Here is a 22,893-nt window from a genome sequence, read left to right on the forward strand (position 1 = left end):
CATGGAGGGGTAGCGAAGTCTGGCTAAACGCGGCGGACTGTAAATCCGCTCCTTCGGGTTCGGTGGTTCGAATCCACTCCCCTCCATTCATTGGGTTATAGCCAAGCGGTAAGGCAATGGACTTTGACTCCATCATGCGCTGGTTCGAATCCAGCTAACCCAATTAATGAAAAAAGGCAAAATTCTGAATATGAATTTTGCCTTTTTATTTTTCTAATTTTCCAGCATTGATTAATTTTTTACTGAAATATTGTATAATTGATGGAAGTAATGCGCATAAAGGAGTGCCAAAAATGAAGGTACCAGTATATATACAAATTCACAATCAGATAAGAAAAGAAATTGAATCTGGCAAATGGAGCGTTGGAGAACGCATTCCATCTGAAAGACAGCTTTCACAAGATTTTGACGTTAGTAGAATGACATTACGGCAAGCTATCCAAACGCTTGTAGATGAGGGAATCTTACAAAGACAAGTGGGTTCTGGAACCTATGTTGCTAGTAGTAAAGTTCAAGAGAAAATGTCTGGAACAACTAGTTTTACTGAGATAACTGAGAGTCAGGGTAAGAAACCTTCAAGTAAGACTGTTTCTTACCATGTTGCTGATCCCTCAATCAGTGAAATGGAGAAATTGAAATTAAAAGATGGTAATCAAGTTTTACGAATGGAAAGAATTCGTTATGCTGATAATCAACCAATTTGCTTTGAAGTTGCTACAATTCCGGTTGATATTGTAAAATCACTTGATAAGGAAGACATTACGTCTTCTCTTTACAAGGCCTTGGAAACTAAAGCAGATCTTAAATTAGGTAATGCTACGCAAACTGTATCGGCAATTCTTGCATCTGAGAAGATAGCTAACTTTTTGAATGTTAAGCGTGGTTCTGCTATCTTACGATTAAGACAAGTTACCACTCTGGATGATGAGCGTCCATTTGAATATGTTCGTTCACAATATGCTGGGGATCGTTTTGAATTTTATTTAGAGCGATAATCATTTTCTTTCGCAAAAAGTTTAGGGTAATATATTGTTTGATATGTTTTTAAATCTTTAACTGGGAGTCACCACATATGCAAAGTTTTATTAAAAAGTACAGTATCTTCTTGATGCTATACATTGTTTTTCAACCAGTACTAGATGCTGTTACTGGATTGATGACTCAAGCACATATGAACGTTTCGTTTGGGGTATTGATTCGTATGGCCGTTATGGCTGTTACGGTTTTCTATTTGCTGATATTTCTGATTTTAAATCGGGACAATAAGCATGGGTTCATGATGATCGGTTATTTTGTCCTGTTAGCAATTGTTTCAGCTATCAGTTTGTTTATAAATTACAAAACTAAAGTATTGTTTATTACAAGCTTGGAAGTCACAACTTTAGCAAAGAGTTTATACTATCCGGTCATGTTGTTAGCTTACTTGTATGCTTTTGAAGAGTTAGCAGAGGATCGAATCATCAATCGTTTCTTTCCTAAGGTCATTTTCTTTGCTGTAAATATTATCAGTATTATTATGATCGTCGCTCACTTTACTAATTCAAGTTTCAGTTCTTACTCATACTATAAGCTGGGCGAGAGTGGCTGGTTCTTTGCTGCCAATGAATTGAGTGCAATTGTTTCAATTACATTCCCAATTATGATTTGGTATGCTTTGAAAAAAATCAATACTTGGTCACGTATTTATTATTGGATAACGATTATAGTTGCCATCTACGCAGATCTATTGATTGGAACGAAGGGCTCACTCTTAGCGCTCTTGTTCAGTATCTGCATGGGAATCTTAGCAACAATCGTGCAATTCTTTATGTATAAAGATGGTCGCAAGTATTTCGTTGGGATTTTTGCAATGTTAGCTATCACTTTAGGTGGAATAGTTGTTGCATATCCTGCTATGGCGGTCTCTAAGACATCTGAATTACATACTGAGATGATCAAAGATAAAAAACAAAAGGCTAAAACTAAGAAGGGTATCACTAAAGATCAAAAGAAATATGTTCAAACTAATAAGACTGTTTCTTATCTTTTCAGTGGTCGTACCGTTTATTTCGAAAATGCGGCACATAACTTTAGTAAAGCAACGCCAGCACAAAAGATTTTTGGAATGGGTTATGCAACTAGTTTCAAACATGAAAGAGATGCCAAGTTGGTGGAGATGGACTATGTTGATATCTTCTTCCAATTTGGATTAATTGGTACAATTGTTTATATGGTGCCACTACTATATTGTTTGATTTATCTAATAGGAGCATTCCTCAGAAAATTCAAATACATGTGGTCTTATAAATGGGCCATGTTGGTAGCATCTGTAGCGCTGGGATTCGGAATGGCCTTGATGACAGGACATGTTATTGAAGCACCATCAGTAAGTATCTATTTTGTTTCCGTTCTAGCTTATGCAATGCTTAATGCTAAAATTTTCTTGAGAACTAATGAAGATCCATATACAATCGATGTTGAATCGTAAATAAAAACAGGTTGTCAATTGACAACCTGTTTTTATTTACGATTTTTTTCTTGTTTGATTAATTTCATATATTTAGGAATGGCCAACATTCTTCCAAATCTTGTTGGTTCAGTGATTAGACGGTAGAACCATTCTAGACTGAGTTTTTGGAATACTTTAGGGGCACGCTTCTTAGTACCAGAGAAAACATCAAAACTGCCACCGACACCAATCCAAATAGCATCTGCCTTTTGACGATACTTTTCGATGAAGTATTCTTGCTTAGAGTATCCCAACGCTACCAAAATAATATTAGGCTTCTTTTCTGCAATTTCGTCAACAATTGGGGCATCATCTTTAAAATAGCCGTCATGATAGCCAACTAGATCAACTTGAGGATAATCTTTTTCAATTTTGTCAGCAGTAGCTTTGATTACTTCTGGTTTAGCACCTAACAAGTAAACTTTTAATTGTTTGCGGTCTGCTGCTTCAATTAAATATTTTAATGTATCAAAACCGGTAATTCGTTCATGTAGAGGAGTGCCTAGGCTTTTAGCTCCCTTGATAATACCGATTCCATCAGGAATTACATAGTCAGCGTTATTAATGATTTTTAAAAATTTGCTGTCTTTTCTAGCTGAAAGGACAATTTCAGGATTAGCTGTTACGATAAACTTGTTTGCTTTAGTATCTAAATCGTAGTCTAAATATTTGTGAAATTGTTTTTCGGTAAAATTATCAAATTCTGTACCTAAAATATCTACTCTATTTTTGTGCATAGCATTCTCCTTTAATGTATTATTATACACGAGAAAGATTAATTTGAGAGGTGTCAAAATGCGTGTTTTACATATCAATGCCGGTAATGAGGACGGCGGAGCTCGTACATATATAGTTAGTTTAATGAAAGGTCAAAAAATAATAGGTGAAGAAAGTGCTTTATTGACTTTCCAAGAAGGTCCTGTTTCTAAAATGGCACGTGAAAATGGTTTGAATGTTGCGGTCATGCCACAGAAACAACGTTTTGACCTTTCTATTTTGAAACCACTAGCAAAATATATCAATAATAATGATTTTGATATTGTGCATACGCATGGACCACGCGCCAATTACATTTTTTCTTTAATTCGTAATAAGGTTCATGCTAAATGGGTAATTACAGTCCATTCTGACCCTCGTATTGACTTTTCTGGTGTAAGAGGTCAAGTTATGCTCAGATTAAATCTGCGTGCCTTAAAACGTGCTGATTTGTTATTTTACGTAAATCCTGATTTGGAAGAATACTTTGAATCTTTGAAAATAGATTCTAAAAAAACTTTTGAAGTGTTCAACGCTGTTGATTTTTCTAACGCTAATCCTAAATTTAATCGTCATTCAACATTCAATATTTTGGAAGTTGCACGATTGGTTGAAGTTAAAAACCATCGACTTTTGTTGAATGCCTTAAGTAAGGTTAAATTTAATTACCGTTTGACTTTAGTGGGTGATGGACCATTAATGGAAGAACTTCGAAAGTTAACTGTTGATTTGGGAATCGCTGAAAAAGTTGACTTTGTTGGGTTCAAAGAAAATACTGGTGATTTCTATCAGGATTGCGATGTATCAATTTTGACATCTAAATCAGAAAGTATGCCAGCTGTTTACCTGGAATCGGCTGCTAATGGAAAACCAGTTATTGCAACAAATGTTGGTGCTACGGATAAAGTTATTAATAATGAAAATGGCTGGTTAGTGGAATCAGATAATGAACAACAATTGATCGAAGCACTTAACGATGCTCATTCTTATTGGAAAGATGGCAATTTAAGTCAAAAAGGGATGGCATTGTATCAAGAAGTAAGAGATAACTACTCGATTGAGAAATTAGCTGAGAAAGTAAATGATGGGTATGAAGCGACTTTGAAGGCTAATTAGAGTAAAATAAGACCGTGATATCAAATAAATAAGGGAGTAATCATGACTCAATTTCAAGATGAAGATTTAACATTGCATACTGATTATTATGAATTAAATATGATGTATACATACTGGAAGAAAGGTTTGCACAATCGTCGTGCGGTTTTTGAAGTTTACTTCAGAAGTTTACCCTTCGACAATGGCTTTGCAGTATTTGCAGGTCTGGAACATGTTGTAGATTACTTGAAGAATCTCAACTTTTCTGATTCAGATATTGAATACTTACGTGAATATGGGGAATATGACGAAGAATTTTTACGCTGGTTGAAGGACATGCAATTCAGTTGTACAGTTCGCTCAGCTCTAGAAGGAGACCTGGTTTTCAATGAGGAACCAATTCTTCAAGTGGAAGGTCCATTGGCTCAATGTCAGTTGATTGAAACAGCTATTTTAAATATGGTTAATTTTCAGACATTGATTGCTACTAAAGCAGCTCGTATCAAGACTGTCTGTGGTGATGATCCAGTTATGGAATTTGGTTCGCGTCGTGCTCAAGAAGTTGACGCAGCTATTTGGGGAACACGTGCAGCTTATATTGCTGGCTTTGATGCTACAAGTAATGTTCTAGCTGGTAAGTTGTTTGGTATTCCTATTTCAGGAACTCATGCTCATGCCTTGGTTCAAACATATCGTAATGAATATGATGCTTTTAAAGCTTATGCCACAACTCATAAGGATTGTGTTTTCTTAGTTGATACTTATGATACTTTGAAGAGTGGAGTACCAAGTGCTATCAAGGTAGCTAAGGAAATGGGTGACAAGATCAACTTTTTAGGTGTCAGAATCGATTCTGGTGATATGGCTTACATCTCTAAGCGTGTTAGAAAGCAACTTGATGAAGCTGGGTTCCCCAATGCTAAGATCTATGCATCAAATGATTTGGATGAAAAGACTGTACTTAATTTGAAGATGCAAGATGCTAAGATCGATGTTTGGGGTATTGGTACAAAAGTTATTACAGCTTTTGATCAACCAGCTTTGGGTGCTGTTTATAAGCTAGTAAGCATTGAGGATAATCGTGGTAACATGATGGATACCTTGAAACTATCAAGTAATGCAGCTAAGATTTCAACTCCTGGTAAGAAACAAGTTTGGCGTATTACTAACAATCGTAAGAACGATAAATCCGAAGGTGACTATGTAACATTCTGGAATGAAGATCCTAGAGAACATAGTTCACTTTATATGTTCCATCCACAATACACTTATATCAATAAGACTGTTGAGGACTTCCAAGCTAAGCCATTGTTACATGATATTTTTGTTGATGGTAAATTAGTTTATGATCTACCAAATGTCAAAGATATTAAGAAGTATTGCATGTCCAACTTGGATTCACTTTGGGATGAGTATAAACGTATCTTGAATCCACAAGTTTATCCAGTTGATTTATCTTCAAAGTTATACAGTCATAAGATGAAATATATCGAAAAGATTCGTAATGACGTAAACAATATTAGATTAGGTGACTAAAAAATGAGACCATTGCAAAAAGAAATTATTGAATTTGAACATACAAAACCTGAAATTGATCCTGAAACAGAAATAAGACGTTCGGTTGATTTCTTGAAGAATTATGTAAAAGAACGTAGTTTTTTGAAGACGTTAGTTCTTGGTATTTCTGGAGGGCAAGATTCAACTCTAGCTGGTAAATTATCAGAAATAGCTATGACTGAACTTCGTAAGGAAACAGGCGATAACAGTTATCAATTTATTGCTGTACGCCTACCTTATGGAGAACAAGCCGATGAATCGGATGCCATGCAAGCAATTGAATGGATGAAAGCCGACAAAGTCGTGCGAGTTAATATTAAGGATAGCGTTGACGCAATGGTCAAGGCGGTTGAAGCCAATGATTTAAATGTTTCGGACTTTAATAAGGGTAATATCAAAGCCAGAACTAGAATGATTGCTCAGTATGCGATTGCCGGTGATAATAAGGGAGTTGTTGTTGGAACAGATCATGCTGCCGAGAATATTACTGGATTTTATACTAAGTATGGTGATGGAGCTGCTGATGTCACACCATTGTTCCGTTTGGACAAACGTCAAGGTAAGTCTTTACTAGAGAAACTTGATGCACCAAAGAATCTTTATGAAAAGGTACCAACGGCTGATCTTGAGGAAGATCGTCCTAGTTTACCAGATGAGAAGGCTTTAGGAGTATCTTATAAAGATATTGACGATTATCTTGAGGGTAAGGAAATTGATCCTAAGAGCGCTGAAATTATTGAGAATTGGTACAAGAAGACGGCCCATAAGCGCCGTTTACCATATACAGTTTTTGATTAATTATAGTAATAATAAGACGAATTAAATTTGAGGGCATTCAATTCTTTGAATGCCTTTTCTTGTAAGCAATTCTATGTGTTAGAATTAAGATGTATTATATGTATATTTTACGAAGAGGTGTTTAACAGTGAACAATAATTTAGTTTCCCTTATGAAACCATCTGTTGTTGCAATTAAGCAACAGGAGATTTTTAAATTCAATGCGCGCGCCAAAAGTATTCCGGGTGCGGTTAATATGACTGTTGGAGAACCTAATTTTCATACCCCAGAGCATATTAAGCAAGCTGCCATCAAGGCTATTAATGATAATGAAACTCATTACACAGTCCCTGAAGGTAATCATGAACTTTTGAACGCTGTTTCTAAGTATTTGCATGATAAATATGGTTTAAATTATGATCCTAAAACCCAAATCGTGGCTACAACAGGTGTAACTGAAGGTGTCTTTTCGGCCTTCAATGCAATTTTGCAACCAGGTGATGAAGTTTTGATACCATCGCCAGCCTTCACTATTTATGGACCTGACGCTAATTTTAATGGTGCTTCACCAGTTTATATCGATACATCAGAGACTGATTTTAAGGTAACGCCTGAGGTATTGAGTGAAGTTCTGAGAACTAATCCACGTATTAAAATTTTTCTATTCAACTATCCAAGTAATCCTACAGGTGTTAGTTATACTGAGGATGAATTGGTTGCTTTGGCTGAAGTTATTAAAAAACATAATATTTTTGTAATAAGTGACGAAATTTATAGTGAATTGACTTATAATTTTAAACATATTTCATTTGGAAATATTCTTCCTGAACAAACAATTTTATTGAATGGTTTATCTAAATCTCATGCCATGACTGGTTGGCGTTTTGGTGTTGTTTGTGGTCCGGCTGAAGTTGTTTCTCAAATTAACAAGATTCATGAGTTAGCAACAACTTCAATCACCTCAATTACTCAATTTGCAGCCTTAGAGGCTTATAAGAATGGTTATGAAGATCCATTCCCAATGCGTGAAGAGTATCAAGCAAGACGTGATAGACTATTAGCTGGCTTGAATAAGCTTGGCTTTGAATGTCCTACACCAGATGGTGCCTTTTATCTATTTGCCAAGATACCTGAACAATATGTTCAAGATGATGTGAAGTTTGCAAATGACTTACTTGATAAAGAACATTTGGCTATTTTACCAGGTAGTTTCTTTGGAATTGGTGGGGAGAATCATTTGAGATTTAGCTATGCTGCAAGCATGGAGGATATTGACCAGTGTTTATCCAAGTTAGAAGATTTTTTAACTTGGGAAAAAAACGATAGTTTAGAGGAAAAGTATGTTAAGCAAGTTTAAAAGTATTATTAGCAAATTAGTGCTTATTTGCGTGGGGATCTTTACTACTGTAGTTTTTGTACAGATGGGTGGATTTTTTACACTAAATTATTTAAAACCAGAACCAGTACTAGCAATACTGGTTTTTCTTTGTGCAATTATTTTCGTTGCTGGAGTAGGTTATCTGCTGTATCGAATTCGTGATGACGATAAGAATTTAAACAGATTGGTTTTACTTAGCATGTTAGCTATTTTCTTTGTGGTAGCGATAATTTGGTTAAAAGTAGTTCCCAAGACGCAGATCAGCGATTTCGGAGAGTTTTGGAATACGGCTCCTAGAGCTTTAGCCGGAGGTAAAATTTTTAGTTATGATAACGATTATTTTGCCAAGTGGGCTTATCAAACAGGCTTCTTAGTCTACGTTATGACGGTTGTTAAAATTTTTGGTCAGCATGTTATTGCTATCCAATTGTTGAATGTGATTTACCAAGTATTAATTTTGTATCTTGCCTATTTAATTTCAATGCAGATTTTTAATAAAGTTAAGATGGCACGTTTAACGGTCTTTCTACTGATGATTGATCTAGACTGGTTTGCCTTAAATAGTCAATCTGATAATCAATATATCGGAATGCTTTTGTTCATGTTGACATTTTACTTGATTATGCAAAACAAATATTGGACTTATGCTTTAGCGGGAGTAACTTTAGCTATTGGTAGTATTGTTCGTCCAATTGGACCAGTAATTATTGCGGGTATCTTGGTTTATGGTTTGCTATATATGTTTATTGCTAACGATAAGTTCTCTTGGATAGGACTTGGAAAAATAGTAATGACATTGCTTATTTATCAAGTTATATTTTCTGGAGCTAGCTTGGCAATTAAGAGCTCTGGTTTGAATTCTTACGGATTAACTAATCGTGATTCAGAGTGGAAGTTTGTAGTTGGATTAGACGCCTATTCAGGTGGATCATATGATCAAAAAATGGTAGATCGTTTTGACTTACAAGAGAGTCGGGCCAAAATGAGTGCTAAAGAGCATAAAATCATTCATGAGAATATTAGTAATCTTAATGCTTCCCACGGTTGGTTACGCTTGTTTTGGGCCAAGAATCGTACACTTTGGGCAGGACGCTCTATGGCAATTGATTTCACAGAATTTGGCAAAATCCATTCGTTAAAGATGGATAATTTAGTGAAGCTACTAGGATATATGGGAAGTATCATGCTGATTATCTTTTCTTGGATCGGCTCGCTGAGTCTGTTTAAGCAAAAGATTGATAATAAAGTTTTTTTGATTTTATTACCATTGATGGCCTACGCCGTTGTACAATTATTAATTGAAGTTCAGGGTAGATATCGACTTGAATTCTTGCCAGTGATTGCTATCTTGGCTGGAGTTGGTTTGTATAACTGCTTTGATTGGATCAAATCGAGACAGGAGAAGAATTAGATGTCTGATGTATTTAAATTGAGTATCGTTGTCCCATGTTATAACGAAGAAGAAGTTTTGCATGAGACCACTAAGGAATTGACTGCTATTCTTCAAGGCTTAGTGACTGGCGATAAAATTTCTAAAGATAGTAAAATTGTTTTCGTTGATGATGGTAGTAAAGATAAAACTTGGTCGTTGATTTCTGAATTTTCTAAGGAGTATCCATCTGTCTCAGGCGTTAAGTTGAGTCGTAATTTTGGACATCAGGGTGCGTTATTAGCAGGCGTAACGACTGCTTCAAAGGATTCTGATGCCGTTATAACGATCGATGCTGATTTACAAGATGATGTTAATGCTATTCCTAAGATGGTTGATGAGTATTTGAATGGTGCTGAAGTCGTCTATGGGGTAAGAAATAATCGTGATACAGATACGGCCTTTAAGAGAAGTACAGCTGAAATGTTTTATCGCTTCATGGGCTTCTTAGGTGTCAATTTGGTTCCAGATTCTGCTGATTATCGTTTGATGAGTCAACGTGCCTGTCAGGTTCTGTTAAGTTATCGAGAACGAAATTTGTTTTTACGTGGAATAGTTCCACTAGTTGGATTCAAATCGGCTAAAGTTTATTATGCTCGTAAAGAACGATTTGCTGGTGAGTCTAAGTATCCGTTAAAGAAAATGATTAAGTTTGCTATGGATGGAATTACTTCATTTTCAATTGTTCCTATTAAGATGATTATGGGATTAGGATTCTTCATTGTTTTGATCAGTATTGTACTGTTGATTTACAGTTTAATTCAAAAAATCAACGGTAATGTGGTCAATGGTTGGTCATCGCTAATGATATCTATTTGGGCACTTGGTGGTGTACAATTAATTAGTATTAGTGTGATCGGTGAATATGTTGGTAAAATCTTTAGTGAAGTTAAGCAAAGACCAAGATTTACCATTGAAAGAGATATTTATACTGAAAAAACACAAGAAGAAAATAAGAGGTAACGCTTATGAATGCTGCACAAAAAAGAGCCATGCAATATGGTAATTTGATTAACAATACTGTTAATACGATTCAAGAAGAACAAGATAAGTTGAATCCAGAGTTTGAAAAAATTCGTGGGGCATTGGATCGTAGTAAAGTTGATCAATTAGATAGTGTTGAATACACTAGAATTCAAAAGAATTTTGCTGATGGTACAAAGAAATATCAAGAAACTTTAGCCAAATTGGAAAAAGGTAAAGCTCCTGCAAGATTAATGGGAACACATATTACCTTGGTTTCAGCTTTTAGAAAGTATGTTGAAGCTTGTGCTGAGATGACTGAAAGTATCGGTGATGATAAGAACATTGATCGTCATAAGTTTGATGAATCAGAAAAAGGTCAAGATGAAGCTATGGATAAATTCTCAAAACTAATTCAAAAGTTAACTAACTTGGCTTAACATGAATAATTCAGATTTAAATGAGTTAGTAAAAAAGGTTTCCCAGGAATATTTTGGGAAACCTTTTATTCATCAAGCATATTTTAACGTCCGTCTCAAAACAACGGGTGGACGTTTTCACCTGAAAGATCGAAACATCGATATTAATCCTAAGATCTATCAGCAATTTGGTTACGACACTTTGGTTGGTGTTATTAAGCATGAGCTGTGTCACTATCATCTTTATAATGATGGATTGCCAGCCCAGCATCGTGATCATAGTTTCAAAATTCTTTTAAAACAAGTCGGTGGCTTGAGATATTCACCTATTCAAAGCCAAACAAAGAAGACTTATCATCTTTATCAGTGCGTTAAATGTCAGACACAATACGTCCGTGTTAGAAGAATCGATACTAAGAGGTTTGTTTGTGGTAAATGCCATGGGAGACTTGAGTATTTAAGAGATATTAAATAATAATCTTGATAATTTTTTTGATTATATGTATAATATTCTCTGTTGCATGCGGGTATGGCGGAATTGGCAGACGCGCAAGACTAAGGATCTTGTGGAGAATTATCTCCGTGGAAGTTCGAATCTTCTTACCCGCACTACTAAAGTAGTTGGACGATTGTCTGGCTGCTTTTTTTGTTTCTTCGGTGCAAAAAGTGTGCAAAAAAATATCTGACCAGATAATTAAAATGGTCAGATATTTTTTATTTGGTTTGAAAATTGTCTAAAATTTGACGAACTTCATCAGTTGATTTGGCGTTCATCATTTTATTGCGTAAATCAGTAGCTCCTAATTCTGGACGAGCATAAATCTTAAAGAAACGTTTCAATGATGGAAAACGTGGTACATCGTAATGTTGAGAAAAATCATCAAAAAGATTTAACTGTAAACGAAGAAGATCTAGTAATTCGTCTAAAGAATGATCTTGTGGTTCTTTTTCAAAGGCAAACGGATTAGCAAAAACTCCACGACCAATCATAATACCATCGAGGCCAGGATGTTTTTTGGCCAAATCGACACCCGCTTGAAAATCAGGAATATCACCATTGATTTGCAGTAACGTGTTAGGGGAAATTTCATCACGCATTTTTATCAAATCGTCAATAACTTCAAAATGAGCGGGAACCTTGCTCATTTCCATTTTCGTTCTTAAATGAACGGTTAGAAGTTCAACATGTTGCTCAAGTAGGTGGGGAATCCATTCCTTGTATTCTGCTAATTTACTGTAACCCAAACGAGTTTTGATACTAACAGCTAAATCGGAATTTTTGGCTGCAGCGACGATACCATCGATTTTTTCGGGATTACGAATTAAGAAGGTGCCACCATGATTCTTGATGACAGTTTTATCTGGACAGCCGGTATTAATGTCAATTGCTTTGAACCCTTTATCTCTTAGAGCCAGAGCACCACTTTCAAAATCTTCAGGAATATCGCCCCAAAGTTGGACTACGGGATAATTTTTTTCACGAGGATCGATATACAAACGACCATCAACTGGAAATTTAGTGGTAGGATCAGTAATTCCTTTGGCATAAATAAATTCACTAAAAAAGACATCTGGAGCGTAGGCATGGGCAATTACTTGTCTGAAGACAGTATTACTAACTGCTTCCATCGGTGCCATTGAGAAGAAAGGACGTTTTTCTTCTTTGGCTCGATTAGCTATTTGTGACCAAAATGTTTTCGTCACGATTGGTTCCTCCTTATTAAAATCACAATATACTTATGATACTAGTTTCTAATTTGAGACGCTAATATCTCAACTTGGATAATCTTAGCCTGTAGGCCAATTATTGTAAATAAAAAATTAATTCGACAAAATTTTACAAAATGAACATTGGAAAGCTTGTATTTTATGAGTTTTAATCGAAATTTATAATAAAAATTATTTAGAACTTAATATATTTATTTTTAACAAATGAATATATTTATCGATGAGGTGTTATAGTAATATTGATAAATATCAATATTAGATAGATGGGAGTGTTGTTCTTGTTTCTTGGATCTATTATTTATAATAAAAGACGAGAAATGAATTTGACGCAAATTGAGCTTGCCAACGATATTTGCACTCAAAACACTATTAGTAAAATTGAGAAACACAATATAGCACCAACAGTGAATATTTTAATTAAGATATGTCTCAAGTTAAATTTGTCATTGAATGATGTGTTCAGTGATTTTGCTGATAAGAACTCGGATAAAGGTGAGAGCATTTTAGATAAAATTGAAAAAGATGCTTTGATGGGTGAGTTAACAGATATCGATAACAAGTTGTCGGCTTTGCAAGGAAAGTTGAATAATAATGATATGAAACAATACGAGTTAATTACGGGTGTTGTTGATTATCAAAAGAATAATATCGACAATTCACTTTTCACTTTGGACAAAGTTTTACAATTGACTAAGTCAGCGGATAATGATGTTTATACATTGTTAGCATACTTGTTTAAAGGCCTGGGTTATTTGAGTCAAAATCATGTTGATCGAGCACAATATTATTTTCAAATGATCAGTGATGCATTGAATGAAAGTACCGATATTCAAAATGCCAATGAACTAGAAGTACTTTTTGTTTGCAAGACGCTTGCCAACTCTTATAATGCCATGAAACTTTATGAGAAAGCATATCAATTCAGCCGATGTGGATTGAATTATGCCCAGGAAAAACATATTTCTTATTTCCTTGATGAATTGAATTATGATGCAGCTACAGCTGTTAAAAATAGTGACAACAGTTCAGAAGAGTATGAAGATTATCTCAATCTTGCTTACTATTTGGCAAAGGCTAATCATAATGAGAGCTTATTAGCTACTATAAACCGTTAGAAATATTTTAACGGCTTATTTTTTTTGCAAATATTTTTTAGCAGAAATTGTACATATTTTTTGTGAAATATGTTTAAACATATTATAATAAGCTTGGTCTAAGGAGACTAAGGAAGTATAAATTATGAGAAGAAAGTTGTTAGTGAGTGTTGTAGTTGCACTAATGAGCTTTGTTTTTTCAATTTTATCTGTCCAAAGTGTCAAGGCTGAATCTGTAACTAGTGGTAGTTATGTCGAAGTAGATACAAGTAAAGCCGAGCTTTACAATTCATTAGGCCGAAGACTTGATATTTATGAGCCAAAAAATAGCGATTGGTACCTTGGTAAAATAATTGAAATTTCTGGGAAGGATTTTTATCAAGTAGCTACAGATGAGTATTTAAGTGAAGAAGATAGCTATGTCTACCACAATAGACCGGAAATCGTTACTGTAACAGATGATTCTGATGTACCGGTTTATAATAGCAAATTAGTTGAGAGTACTAGCGTTGCATTAGCACCTGGAACATCTTGGTATTCTGACCGTGTTATTTACGCAGCTGGTGGAATGCCATTTGTTCGGGTGGCTACGGATGAATACATAGGAATGTGGTATGTTGTTCAACAAAAGTTTGTACAAAGAATTTAGTTTTTGAGAAAAAGGATGCCCATTTTTATTAATGGAACATCCTTTTTTTTATAAAAAAATCTTATATTTTAATAATGCCTTTAGACCAGTCTGGAATATCGCTTATATAAAAAAATTCATAAAGCTATATGTCATTAGAGGTAAATATTTGTTGAAAATTTTGCCGAATCCTTGTACTATTAAGTTGCCTATAAAATGCCGATAATAGATATAGGCAAATGTGTGAATTTAATATAGATTTATTTTATATACAAGAATCAATCTTATGTATGCTATTTTTATGCCAAAAAATAGCGGGGAAAATATTTTATTAGATATAGTGAGGAAAATATCATGAAGAAAACAATCGCCTTTTTTAGTATGTGCATTATTAGGAAGTAGTTTTGCTGCAGCAACTGCAACGACAGATGTTAACGCTGAATCTGTAACTAAGGGGAACTATGCTGAAGTTACACAAACTACTAATATGTATGATCAAAATGGTAATAAGACCGATACTTCCGTTCAAAAGAACAGTACATGGAAGGTAAATAAATTACAAAAGATCAATGGAAATGATTATTTCCAAGTTGCACCTAATCAATTTTTAAGCACTAACGATAGTTTTGCATGACGAATTGTCAAATCAAGCGCAACTTTGTCCCGAAGAAAACTTCAAATGGACTCTTCCAGCCTAAGACCTTACGTGGTCGGTGATTTAAATCCCTGACAAACTTGTCGATATCTTGGTCAGTCAGTTGGTCTAGGTCGGTTCCTTTGGGGAAATACTCACGGATAAGTCCGTTGGTATTCTCATTGGTTCCCCGCTGCTGAGGCGCATGAGGATCTGGGAAATAGACTGGGATACTTAGCTCTTGACTAACTTCGCGGTATCCTGCGAATTCAGTTCCACGATCCGGCGTAAGCGTCCGAACTTGTTTGGGCGTCACAGTATGCAAGAGGTCAATCATCGCTTGTGTGACGTTCTTCGCGTTTACTTTGGGAACCCGCTGGGATAATAAATACCGAGATTTGCGGTCCACCAAGGTTACCAGGGCCGAACGCCCGGTTTTACCGCGAACGGTATCACCTTCCCAATGACCAAACCGGCTTCGATTCTCACATGAAACAGGTCGTTCATGAACGGAAGGGACGTCGTTAAATCGTCCTCGACGTTCCTTAATGGTTCCCTTGACCTTTCGGGTTTTACCACGGTGACGGAGCTTACGGGCAAAGCCACGAGCCCCGTGATTCTTACATTTGATGCCTAAATTATCGCGTTCAATCCCACGATAAATGGTGTTATAACTGACATGCCATTCACTGTTTTCGTGGACTAAACGACCGGAAATTTGTTCTGGGGACCACTGACGTTTAACAATACAGTGAAGGACAAAATCCCGTAACTTCAAATCAGTTAGAAGCTTAGGACGGCGGCTTTTTAGCCGCCGTCCCTGATAGTTCTCTTGGGCTTTGACGGCCGAGTATACCTTACGACCACCATTGCGCTTGATTTCGCGCGATACGGTGGTTTTAGAACACCCAATTTTCTCCGCAATAACTTGATAGGTATCGTTTAAAGTGATGCCCAACAGTATGCATTCTCGGTCTTTTAAGGTAAGATGGTTGTACGGATTCATAGCCTAGGATCTCCTTTAGATGATTGTTGTGGTGACTTCATTTTACAGGACTCAGGCTATGAGTTCTTTTTTATTTTCTTCTTACTCGTTGCACTTCAATTGTAAATTCGTCATACAAAAAACGCCAGATGACTATTAAAGTTCAATCATCTGACGATAAGGATACAGTACGTGTTTATGATCATAATTTGAAACAAAGAACAGACGTATCACTTGCTTCCGGAACTAAATGGTACTCCGACTCTGCAATTTATACGTCTCAAGGAATGCCTTTTTTAAGAGTTGCTACAGATCAATACGTTGCCATGTTTGATGTTACTGAACAACAATATAAAGCTTCCATTAATTAATTTAATATTCTGTGTGTGAATTTATTAATTCAAGATGTTTGTGGTATGCCGACCACTTACATCTTTTTTATTTTATATATCAATCTCATGTACACTGCCATATGTACGTTTAACTTTTATTAGATATATGAGGTGTTTCCTTATTACAAGAGATAGTGTACTATCGATTTGCTTCAGTTTGGATTCACTTTTTGTAAAAAGCTTTTTCCTGAAGTGGAATAAAATTATGAAAGATAAGTAAAACGTCATAATTTTGATTAAATAAATTATAAATAGACAAATCGGTATAGTCCTTACTGCAATAATACCCTTAACGATGGTTAATTGGTATATTCCAGTAAGGACTTTTTCTTTTTTTGAGTACTGTGAGAGATTTTTGAAAACATTGGTAGAAATTAATTAATAATGCAAATTATTATGTAGTTCCTATTGTTAAAAACTTTCTTGATATAAAAATAGTTATGATGTTTTGAACTTAGACGAATGGTCTATTTAATGAGAAAGTTTCAGTAGGTCTTGATGCCGTTGGTATATAAGCACTTTTTTTCTGAATATGTATCAATTCATATCTTTGGTATATAGACAGATTATGACTTAATATCTGTCGTGAAATATGGAAAAGAGTGATGAAGATATGTTATTAAATAAAAAGTATGTCTATTTAGGAGCTTCATTATTTTCGGCAGTGATTTTAACATCGCTGTCCAACCAAACAGTAAAAGCTGATACAACGGGAAATGTTACTTCAACAAATGGTTCTGTTAGCACTACGACTGATAAAATTACACCGGCTACGACTAAAACAGTTAGTGCCACGACATCGGATTCAACTCATATTACTGTAGCTACTCCTACAACTTCCGGAGTAAAACCTGTTGATGTGGCTATGATTAAACCGAAAGCTACAACGATTTCGACGGCATCGTCTAATACTACCGTGAACAGGCCATCTACTTCGACACCAGCGACGAATGCCCCTATGTCAGGACCGACTTCGACAAGTAAGATTGCTGAACCGGCAACTGTTCCCACAGCAAACAAGACAGTTACTTCAACTTCTACAATTAATTTGAATACTGGAACTACGACAGCAACATCGAGTTCACCAACGGCTCTATCTAAATCAACGACTAGTCCTAATATTACAGATATAAAAAAGTCCTACACTTTACCAAGCAATGCATCTGATAGCACAGTGGTTAATTTCACTGATCCATTTTTGAATTATATGGTTAAAAGTGAGTTTGGCCTGAAATCAACTGATTCGTTGACAATAGGTGATGTTAAAAACTTTGACGGCAGTATATTAAATTTAGTAGGTGATTTCTATTATGGTGATATGCCAAGTACTGTTACAAGTACCTATGTAACGAATTTTGATGGAATGCAATATTTAAATTATTTGCCAACGGGAACTGAGATTGCTTTATCAGTCAATGTTTCTTCAGCACAAAACTCTAATGCTGATTTGACTCCGATGAATGGTTTGAATTTTGAATCACTTGATTTATTCGGTAACTATAGTGATCCGGATTATAAGGAAATTTCACTAAGTCAATTATCGAAATTAAATATCAGTGATGTAAGGGAATTAGGACTTCATGGTACGGGAAGTATTGCCATCAATGATGGAATTAATAATCAGGAATTGAAAATGATAGCGCCAATTCTTGTAGAAATTGCTAATAAGGGTGGAGCTGTTTATTTGGGTAATTCTTCAATTACTGATTTTTCACCATTGGATGGAATTGATAAAACAAAACCAGCTTATTTGAATATAATCAATAATGTTTATGATCCAAGTCCTGTTTATGCAGTGGATAAGCAACCAATTAGTTTCACGGCTGAACATATTACTGGTCTCTATGGTACGGATTTGTCATCAGGATACAATTACTCAAGTTCAGTGTCAGCAGGGAATTTGACTGATGATGATTTGGAACATGTCAGTGGGGATGAATATAAGTTATTTAATGCTGATACTTCTGAAAAGAATTTGGTCTACGGTTATTTAAATGACTATTCGAAATCGGATTCTTACATTCATACGACTTATGGTAATGTTAGTTTCATTTACGCCGGTACGATGGCTCGTCCAATCATTTGGGAAGAACATCCTAATGTGACACTCAACTATGAAAATGAGGATGGTTCACCAATAATGGTTAACGGATCTGATTTAGTTAAAGTGGTCAATGGAGCGACAATTGGTGATTCTTATGATCTTACTGCAGATGCAAAGCTAGCAGGTTATATTTTTATGAGTGACCCTTATATTTTGAAGGGGACTTATTCACAAGATCCACAAATCATTGATCTAAAGTTTAAGGCCAATCCAGTAGTTGCATCCCCAACAAGTGAGCCTACAATTGCAACAGCTGTTGCCACAAATTCTGTTCCCATTACTAGAAGCAATATTAACTTGAAAGTTTTGGCTGTCTCAGATAAACCAGTCTATACGTATGATTTAACTGGCAAGCCAACTGGGAAAAAAGTTATTTTGACGGATACTACTATAAAAGAGTCAGCTGAGATAAATGGTACTTTGTATTATAAAATTGAATCAGGTAAATGGGTTTTGGCCGATGGTTTCAATACTTATACGACCGATAACGGCATAGCTAAGACGTTTGACGGATCCTACACTCCATTAGTCGATTCTGCGGGTGAGACAAGCGATTTGACGTTAGGACCTAATACTTCTTGGAAGTACGATAAAGTCGTTGAAATTAAAGGTAGCAAGTATTATGAGATTGGAACTAATAATTTCTTGGCGGTTGATAAGAGTTTATCTTTTATACCAGTTAGTGGAATGAGTTTAACAGTTAGAGATGCTGCGGTAATTTACGACTCTAAAGGTGAAAAAATTGGTAAGATTTTACCAAGTGGCAGTGATTGGAAAACAGATGGCATAACCGTTATTGAAGGGATACCAATGTATCATGTTGGTACTAATGAATGGGTTGATGTTCAATCTGTAAATACCTATCAACCAACTAGTTTTACCTACCATAATATTTACTCAACTTACATTTACAATAGCAACGGTCAAATGACTATGGAAATGCTCGATGCCAAATCATCTTGGAAAGTAGATAGGATTGTTTATATTAATGGTTCTAGATTCTATCGTGTCGGTGTTAATGAATATGTTATGGATTATGCAAATGATACATCTAGTAGCATGGGTGTATTTATCTCTATAGCTAAAGCAACGGTTCATATAGCTAATGAAACACATCTTTATGATGAGAGAGGTGCAGAGCTAGCTAAGACTGTATCTGCTGGTGGAATTTTATCAACAGATGGCTATGAGAACATCGGTGGCAAAATGATGTATCGTGTTGGAAACAACGAATTTGTTAGTTTCAAAGATTTACAACTATATACTGTAGAAAAAGATGTGGTTTCTGTAGCAGTTAATACACAACTATATGATAGTAAAGGTCAACTTTTAGATGTATTCCTTCCAATGAATAGCTCATGGAGATGCGATAAGATTGTGACAATTGGTGGTCACAAGTATATCCGCGTTGCAACAGATGAGTTTGTTAAAGAATAATAAATATAATTGTCTACTAAATTTAAAATAAAAAGCCGATTAGACTCAGTGGTGAGCCCAATCGACTTTTTTGACGACATTATATTTAAGAAAAATTTTTAACTGTATGAATTGTTTTTTACTTGTTATCTTTTGCTTGAATCAATTTAACTTTTTTTAGAATTTGTTTATCGAAAGCACGCATATAATCGTCGTGAGTCTTAAATTTCTTACTCTTTAGTTTGTGCATGGCGTCAGTCCAATCGTAATAATTGATAGGAATCATATTACGATCCTTGTTCTTAACGTATAATTCAGAAAAGTTATTGTCATTTTGAATTGGAGCCGTTAACCAAATATACTTATCGTTTCGATATTGTAGGAAGTATTGATTATCACGGGTAATTGTATTTTGATATTGTGAATATTGAATCTGCATATCAAAAGTTTTGCCATAATCGTGTGATAGGTAATCCATGCGGACACCTAGACAAAGTGTCAATAAAGCGAAGATTGGTAGAAGAATTTTTTCGTAATTGTTAAAGAAAATATCTAAGTTGACAGTAAAAATTGTAACTAAGAAGACGTAACTAGCAAACATACATCTAGAACCAAATGGAGATACGATAATGAATGGAGCAATTGCTACGTAAGTTGATAGTAGTAAAGCAAAGTTAGCAATTTTTTGTTTAGTGTTGTTAATCTTAAGACTGTAAAAAATCATAAAGATTGTAAATATCAATACTAACGTACCAACGACAATTAAATGTTTTGGTGTATAAGTAATCTTCAAGTAATTGAAGAGGGTATCTTTAGAACCATTGCTTACAGAACGATAAGCATCTGAACCTAAAAGAATTTTGATATAAGCTCCATTGATGAACATTAAGATAGCACCAAGAATATTACCGGCTAAGATAAGGTTCAACACTTTCTTGAAATGTTCACCAAAATGTTTTCTAAAGAAAATCCACACTAAAATAACGTTGAAACAATTTAATAAGGTAATATGTTCAGCAAAAAATTGAGTAGCTACTGAAGCTAGGAAAATAAGAATCATGCTTGTTCGATAGTAGTGAACATTTTTGTTGTCATAGTTTTTAAGAACTAAATAAAGTAAAAATAATGGAAAGATTGCTGAGGGTAAATAATTGGCAAATCCAGCATGCCAACCCAAAATTTGTTTGAAAATCATAACTGGACTTAAAAGAATAAGTGCGGCTGCCAAAGCTGATGAAACCAAGCCAATATTCTTTTCTGCCATGATTTGTTCACGAATTTTTTGAATCAAGTAAACGATGGTTGTAGGGAAGATACCGTAAGCCATAAAAGCAACAGGCTTGATTTTAGTCATACTGATAACTAAAAGATCTCCTAGATAACGACCATCATAGTAAGTAAAGATTCCATGTGGGAAGTAGTTGCTTCCAAAATAGGTTCCCCAGTGTAAATCGTCACCAAGGAGCGGCATCCAGAGCCCAATTAGACCGAAGATGATAAATAATATGAAGTAAAAACTAAGTTTAGCTGTTCTTGTCATAATACATCCTTTAAAGTTTCTTTTACTAAAGATATATTCTATCATGGTTCGCGAAGATATGAATCACTACTTGCGGTAAATAACTTTATATTGATAAAATTATTAAAAATAAAAAGGTAGATGGAATTATGAAAAAGATTGTTGTATTAGGTTCTATTAATGTGGATACTATTTTAAATATTCCACGATTGCCTTTACCGGGTGAGACTATGGCAATGGGTGATCAATTCACAGCTGGCGGTGGAAAAGGTGCCAACCAAGCAATTGCTGCAGTGCGTGCTGGTGCAGAAACCACCTTTATAGCTAAAGTGGGACAAGATCACTCAGCTGATTTCATGCTGGATACTTTTAAAAAAGATGGTCTAAAAATGAAATATATTACAGTTGATTCAGAGGCTGGTACGGGTAAAGCATATATTTTATTAGATGAAGATGGACAGAATAGTATTTTAATTTATGGTGGTGCCAATCAGACCATTACAGTAGATGATGTAGAAAATGCTCGGGATGCAATTGAAAATACTGACTGTTTGATTGCACAATTTGAAACACCATTGAATGCAACGTTAGCTGCCTTCCAAATTGCGAAGCAAAATGACGTTGTAACTATACTAAATCCAGCACCAGCAAAAACCGATATTCCTCAAAAATTGTTATCGCTTACCAATATTATTGTTCCAAATGAAACCGAAGCAGAGGCTATAACAGGCGTAAAGGCAGTTGATAAAAAATCAATTATAAATTCTGCAGTAAAATTGAATAAATTAGGCGTAAAGCGTGTTATAATAACTGTTGGTAGCAGGGGATCGCTTTATTACACTGATGGTAAAGAATCTTTTGTGGACGCTTACAAAGTTTCTACGGTTGACACAACCGCAGCTGGCGATACATTCATTGGTTATTTGGCCGCTAAGTTGGATTCCAATTTGGCTAATATGGTTGAAGCAATGAAGTTTGCTAGTAAGGCTTCGTCAATGGCAGTTCAAGTAAAGGGTGCGCAGAATTCAATTCCTTACGTTGATGATGTAAAAATTTAAACGTTTATAGGGGAAACTTTATATATACTTGATTGTAATAAGTTGTTAATCATGTTACTATAGTAGTTGTATTTTTGAATGGTGAATGGTTCGGATGGTTTGAATGTTTCGTACTTTAGACTTTCTTCCATAATGTACCACGATATAATGCACAACTAATATATTATTTATTTTCAGGAGGATTCTCTTATGGAACACGGAACAGTTAAATGGTTTAACGCAGAAAAAGGCTATGGTTTTATTACTCGCGAAGACGGTAGTGACGTATTTGTTCACTTCTCAGCTATTCAAGGCGACGGTTACAAGACCCTTGAAGAAGGCCAAGCAGTTACTTTCGATATCGAAGATAGCGATCGCGGACCACAAGCTTCAAACGTTGTTAAGGACTAATTATATAAAACTTTAATAAACTTTGAACTTTTAAGCTAACCCAACGGGTTAGCTTTTTTTTTGCAATTTTAAAATCTTTACTT

General features: G+C 35.2%; 20 protein-coding genes, 3 tRNA genes and 1 pseudogene. 20 read left to right on the plus strand and 4 right to left on the minus strand.

Translation table 11 applies throughout. The features are described from left to right. The first annotated feature begins 3 nt into the window (after nucleotides 1-3). The 4 genes from ACI6PB_RS02565 (at nucleotide 4) to ACI6PB_RS02580 (ending at nucleotide 2,467) form a co-directional block, all read left to right on the plus strand. Nucleotides 4-86: transfer RNA gene (locus tag ACI6PB_RS02565), tRNA-Tyr, on the plus strand. Nucleotides 87-91: 5 nt separating this feature from the next. Next, a tRNA-Gln gene (locus tag ACI6PB_RS02570) sits at nucleotides 92-163 on the plus strand. A 130-nt stretch (nucleotides 164-293) separates the two neighbouring features. Further along, on the plus strand, nucleotides 294-995 hold the full coding sequence (locus tag ACI6PB_RS02575) for a GntR family transcriptional regulator (RefSeq protein ID WP_309510431.1): 702 nt from the start codon (nucleotides 294-296) through the stop codon (nucleotides 993-995). A gap of 77 nt (nucleotides 996-1,072) precedes the next feature. Beyond that, the gene (locus tag ACI6PB_RS02580; RefSeq protein WP_025086385.1) at nucleotides 1,073-2,467 is read left to right on the plus strand and encodes an O-antigen ligase family protein; all 1,395 of its coding nucleotides are present in this window, start codon (nucleotides 1,073-1,075) and stop codon (nucleotides 2,465-2,467) included. 32 nt (nucleotides 2,468-2,499) lie between these two features. On the opposite strand, the gene ACI6PB_RS02585 is transcribed toward ACI6PB_RS02580, so the two are convergent. Continuing rightward, on the minus strand, nucleotides 2,500-3,225 hold the full coding sequence (locus ACI6PB_RS02585) for a WecB/TagA/CpsF family glycosyltransferase (RefSeq protein WP_404327730.1): 726 nt from the start codon (nucleotides 3,223-3,225) through the stop codon (nucleotides 2,500-2,502). 58 nt (nucleotides 3,226-3,283) lie between these two features. On the opposite strand from ACI6PB_RS02585, the gene ACI6PB_RS02590 reads away from it, so the two are divergent. The 9 genes from ACI6PB_RS02590 to ACI6PB_RS02630 all read left to right on the plus strand — a co-directional run bounded on the left by ACI6PB_RS02590 (nucleotide 3,284) and on the right by ACI6PB_RS02630 (nucleotide 11,471). Then, entirely contained in the window at nucleotides 3,284-4,360 is a 1,077-nt protein-coding gene (locus tag ACI6PB_RS02590) for a glycosyltransferase (protein ID WP_404327731.1), read from the plus strand. Between the two features lie 42 nt (nucleotides 4,361-4,402). Then, entirely contained in the window at nucleotides 4,403-5,875 is a 1,473-nt protein-coding gene (locus tag ACI6PB_RS02595; protein WP_034544354.1) for a nicotinate phosphoribosyltransferase, read from the plus strand. A 3-nt stretch (nucleotides 5,876-5,878) separates the two neighbouring features. Continuing rightward, nucleotides 5,879-6,694: an ammonia-dependent NAD(+) synthetase gene (gene nadE, locus ACI6PB_RS02600; protein WP_025085923.1), complete on the plus strand. Its 816-nt coding sequence runs from the start codon at nucleotides 5,879-5,881 to the stop codon at nucleotides 6,692-6,694. Between the two features lie 127 nt (nucleotides 6,695-6,821). After that, nucleotides 6,822-8,030, plus strand: a complete 1,209-nt coding sequence (locus ACI6PB_RS02605) for an aminotransferase class I/II-fold pyridoxal phosphate-dependent enzyme (protein WP_309510429.1) — start codon at nucleotides 6,822-6,824, stop codon at nucleotides 8,028-8,030. Then, nucleotides 8,014-9,462 (plus strand): hypothetical protein, encoded by a 1,449-nt coding sequence (locus ACI6PB_RS02610; protein ID WP_056955986.1) that lies wholly within the window; start codon nucleotides 8,014-8,016, stop codon nucleotides 9,460-9,462. The genes ACI6PB_RS02605 and ACI6PB_RS02610 overlap by 17 nt, the downstream gene beginning before the upstream one ends. After that, nucleotides 9,463-10,443 carry a glycosyltransferase family 2 protein gene (locus ACI6PB_RS02615; RefSeq protein ID WP_025085921.1) on the plus strand — a complete coding sequence of 327 codons (981 nt, stop codon included), beginning with the start codon at nucleotides 9,463-9,465 and terminating at the stop codon, nucleotides 10,441-10,443. A gap of 5 nt (nucleotides 10,444-10,448) precedes the next feature. Continuing rightward, nucleotides 10,449-10,883, plus strand: a complete 435-nt coding sequence (locus ACI6PB_RS02620) for a hypothetical protein (RefSeq protein ID WP_309510426.1) — start codon at nucleotides 10,449-10,451, stop codon at nucleotides 10,881-10,883. 1 nt (nucleotide 10,884) lies between these two features. Beyond that, the gene (locus ACI6PB_RS02625) at nucleotides 10,885-11,337 is read left to right on the plus strand and encodes a SprT family protein (RefSeq protein WP_025085919.1); all 453 of its coding nucleotides are present in this window, start codon (nucleotides 10,885-10,887) and stop codon (nucleotides 11,335-11,337) included. Between the two features lie 48 nt (nucleotides 11,338-11,385). Continuing rightward, a tRNA-Leu gene (locus tag ACI6PB_RS02630) sits at nucleotides 11,386-11,471 on the plus strand. 105 nt (nucleotides 11,472-11,576) lie between these two features. On the opposite strand, the gene ACI6PB_RS02635 is transcribed toward ACI6PB_RS02630, so the two are convergent. Further along, nucleotides 11,577-12,569, minus strand: a complete 993-nt coding sequence (locus tag ACI6PB_RS02635; protein WP_056955987.1) for a tRNA-dihydrouridine synthase family protein — start codon at nucleotides 12,567-12,569, stop codon at nucleotides 11,577-11,579. 284 nt (nucleotides 12,570-12,853) lie between these two features. On the opposite strand from ACI6PB_RS02635, the gene ACI6PB_RS02640 reads away from it, so the two are divergent. The 3 genes and pseudogenes from ACI6PB_RS02640 to ACI6PB_RS02650 all read left to right on the plus strand — a co-directional run. After that, a complete protein-coding gene (locus ACI6PB_RS02640; RefSeq protein ID WP_081784578.1) occupies nucleotides 12,854-13,705 on the plus strand; it encodes a helix-turn-helix domain-containing protein in 852 nt (283 codons plus the stop codon). Nucleotides 13,706-13,829: 124 nt separating this feature from the next. Beyond that, the gene (locus ACI6PB_RS02645; RefSeq protein ID WP_056955988.1) at nucleotides 13,830-14,333 is read left to right on the plus strand and encodes an SLAP domain-containing protein; all 504 of its coding nucleotides are present in this window, start codon (nucleotides 13,830-13,832) and stop codon (nucleotides 14,331-14,333) included. 439 nt (nucleotides 14,334-14,772) lie between these two features. Continuing rightward, nucleotides 14,773-14,946, plus strand: a pseudogene (locus ACI6PB_RS02650) (SLAP domain-containing protein); the annotation flags it as partial. A gap of 7 nt (nucleotides 14,947-14,953) precedes the next feature. Here ACI6PB_RS02650 and ACI6PB_RS02655 read toward each other — a convergent pair. Next, nucleotides 14,954-15,952, minus strand: coding sequence for an IS30 family transposase (locus tag ACI6PB_RS02655; RefSeq protein WP_056955655.1), 999 nt, complete (start codon nucleotides 15,950-15,952; stop codon nucleotides 14,954-14,956). 128 nt (nucleotides 15,953-16,080) lie between these two features. Between ACI6PB_RS02655 and ACI6PB_RS02660 the strand changes: the two genes are divergently transcribed. Both ACI6PB_RS02660 and ACI6PB_RS02665 read left to right on the plus strand, forming a co-directional pair. Next, nucleotides 16,081-16,302, plus strand: a complete 222-nt coding sequence (locus tag ACI6PB_RS02660) for a hypothetical protein (protein WP_056955868.1) — start codon at nucleotides 16,081-16,083, stop codon at nucleotides 16,300-16,302. A gap of 634 nt (nucleotides 16,303-16,936) precedes the next feature. Then, entirely contained in the window at nucleotides 16,937-19,864 is a 2,928-nt protein-coding gene (locus ACI6PB_RS02665; protein ID WP_404351099.1) for an SLAP domain-containing protein, read from the plus strand. A gap of 118 nt (nucleotides 19,865-19,982) precedes the next feature. On the opposite strand, the gene ACI6PB_RS02670 is transcribed toward ACI6PB_RS02665, so the two are convergent. After that, nucleotides 19,983-21,383 (minus strand): hypothetical protein, encoded by a 1,401-nt coding sequence (locus ACI6PB_RS02670; RefSeq protein WP_404281023.1) that lies wholly within the window; start codon nucleotides 21,381-21,383, stop codon nucleotides 19,983-19,985. 128 nt (nucleotides 21,384-21,511) lie between these two features. Here ACI6PB_RS02670 and rbsK point away from each other — a divergent pair, with 128 nt between their 5' ends. Both rbsK and ACI6PB_RS02680 read left to right on the plus strand, forming a co-directional pair. Then, nucleotides 21,512-22,420, plus strand: a complete 909-nt coding sequence (gene rbsK / locus ACI6PB_RS02675) for a ribokinase (protein ID WP_404327734.1) — start codon at nucleotides 21,512-21,514, stop codon at nucleotides 22,418-22,420. 189 nt (nucleotides 22,421-22,609) lie between these two features. Beyond that, the gene (locus ACI6PB_RS02680) at nucleotides 22,610-22,810 is read left to right on the plus strand and encodes a cold-shock protein (protein WP_010020786.1); all 201 of its coding nucleotides are present in this window, start codon (nucleotides 22,610-22,612) and stop codon (nucleotides 22,808-22,810) included. The last annotated feature ends 83 nt before the right edge of the window (nucleotides 22,811-22,893 follow it).

It is taken from the genome of Companilactobacillus paralimentarius, assembly GCF_963227125.1.
Lineage (GTDB): Bacteria > Bacillota > Bacilli > Lactobacillales > Lactobacillaceae > Companilactobacillus > Companilactobacillus paralimentarius.

Coding starts and splice junctions, on each gene's coding strand:
- ACI6PB_RS02575 (WP_309510431.1), top strand. CDS start 294: ATGAAGGTACCAGTATATATACAAATTCACAATCAGATAAGAAAAGAA.
- ACI6PB_RS02580 (WP_025086385.1), top strand. CDS start 1,073: ATGCAAAGTTTTATTAAAAAGTACAGTATCTTCTTGATGCTATACATT.
- ACI6PB_RS02585 (WP_404327730.1), bottom strand. CDS start 3,225: ATGCACAAAAATAGAGTAGATATTTTAGGTACAGAATTTGATAATTTT.
- ACI6PB_RS02590 (WP_404327731.1), top strand. CDS start 3,284: ATGCGTGTTTTACATATCAATGCCGGTAATGAGGACGGCGGAGCTCGT.
- ACI6PB_RS02595 (WP_034544354.1), top strand. CDS start 4,403: ATGACTCAATTTCAAGATGAAGATTTAACATTGCATACTGATTATTAT.
- nadE (WP_025085923.1), top strand. CDS start 5,879: ATGAGACCATTGCAAAAAGAAATTATTGAATTTGAACATACAAAACCT.
- ACI6PB_RS02610 (WP_056955986.1), top strand. CDS start 8,014: ATGTTAAGCAAGTTTAAAAGTATTATTAGCAAATTAGTGCTTATTTGC.
- ACI6PB_RS02615 (WP_025085921.1), top strand. CDS start 9,463: ATGTCTGATGTATTTAAATTGAGTATCGTTGTCCCATGTTATAACGAA.
- ACI6PB_RS02620 (WP_309510426.1), top strand. CDS start 10,449: ATGAATGCTGCACAAAAAAGAGCCATGCAATATGGTAATTTGATTAAC.
- ACI6PB_RS02625 (WP_025085919.1), top strand. CDS start 10,885: ATGAATAATTCAGATTTAAATGAGTTAGTAAAAAAGGTTTCCCAGGAA.
- ACI6PB_RS02640 (WP_081784578.1), top strand. CDS start 12,854: ATGGGAGTGTTGTTCTTGTTTCTTGGATCTATTATTTATAATAAAAGA.
- ACI6PB_RS02645 (WP_056955988.1), top strand. CDS start 13,830: ATGAGAAGAAAGTTGTTAGTGAGTGTTGTAGTTGCACTAATGAGCTTT.
- ACI6PB_RS02655 (WP_056955655.1), bottom strand. CDS start 15,952: ATGAATCCGTACAACCATCTTACCTTAAAAGACCGAGAATGCATACTG.
- ACI6PB_RS02660 (WP_056955868.1), top strand. CDS start 16,081: ATGACTATTAAAGTTCAATCATCTGACGATAAGGATACAGTACGTGTT.
- ACI6PB_RS02665 (WP_404351099.1), top strand. CDS start 16,937: ATGTTATTAAATAAAAAGTATGTCTATTTAGGAGCTTCATTATTTTCG.
- ACI6PB_RS02670 (WP_404281023.1), bottom strand. CDS start 21,383: ATGACAAGAACAGCTAAACTTAGTTTTTACTTCATATTATTTATCATC.
- rbsK (WP_404327734.1), top strand. CDS start 21,512: ATGAAAAAGATTGTTGTATTAGGTTCTATTAATGTGGATACTATTTTA.
- ACI6PB_RS02680 (WP_010020786.1), top strand. CDS start 22,610: ATGGAACACGGAACAGTTAAATGGTTTAACGCAGAAAAAGGCTATGGT.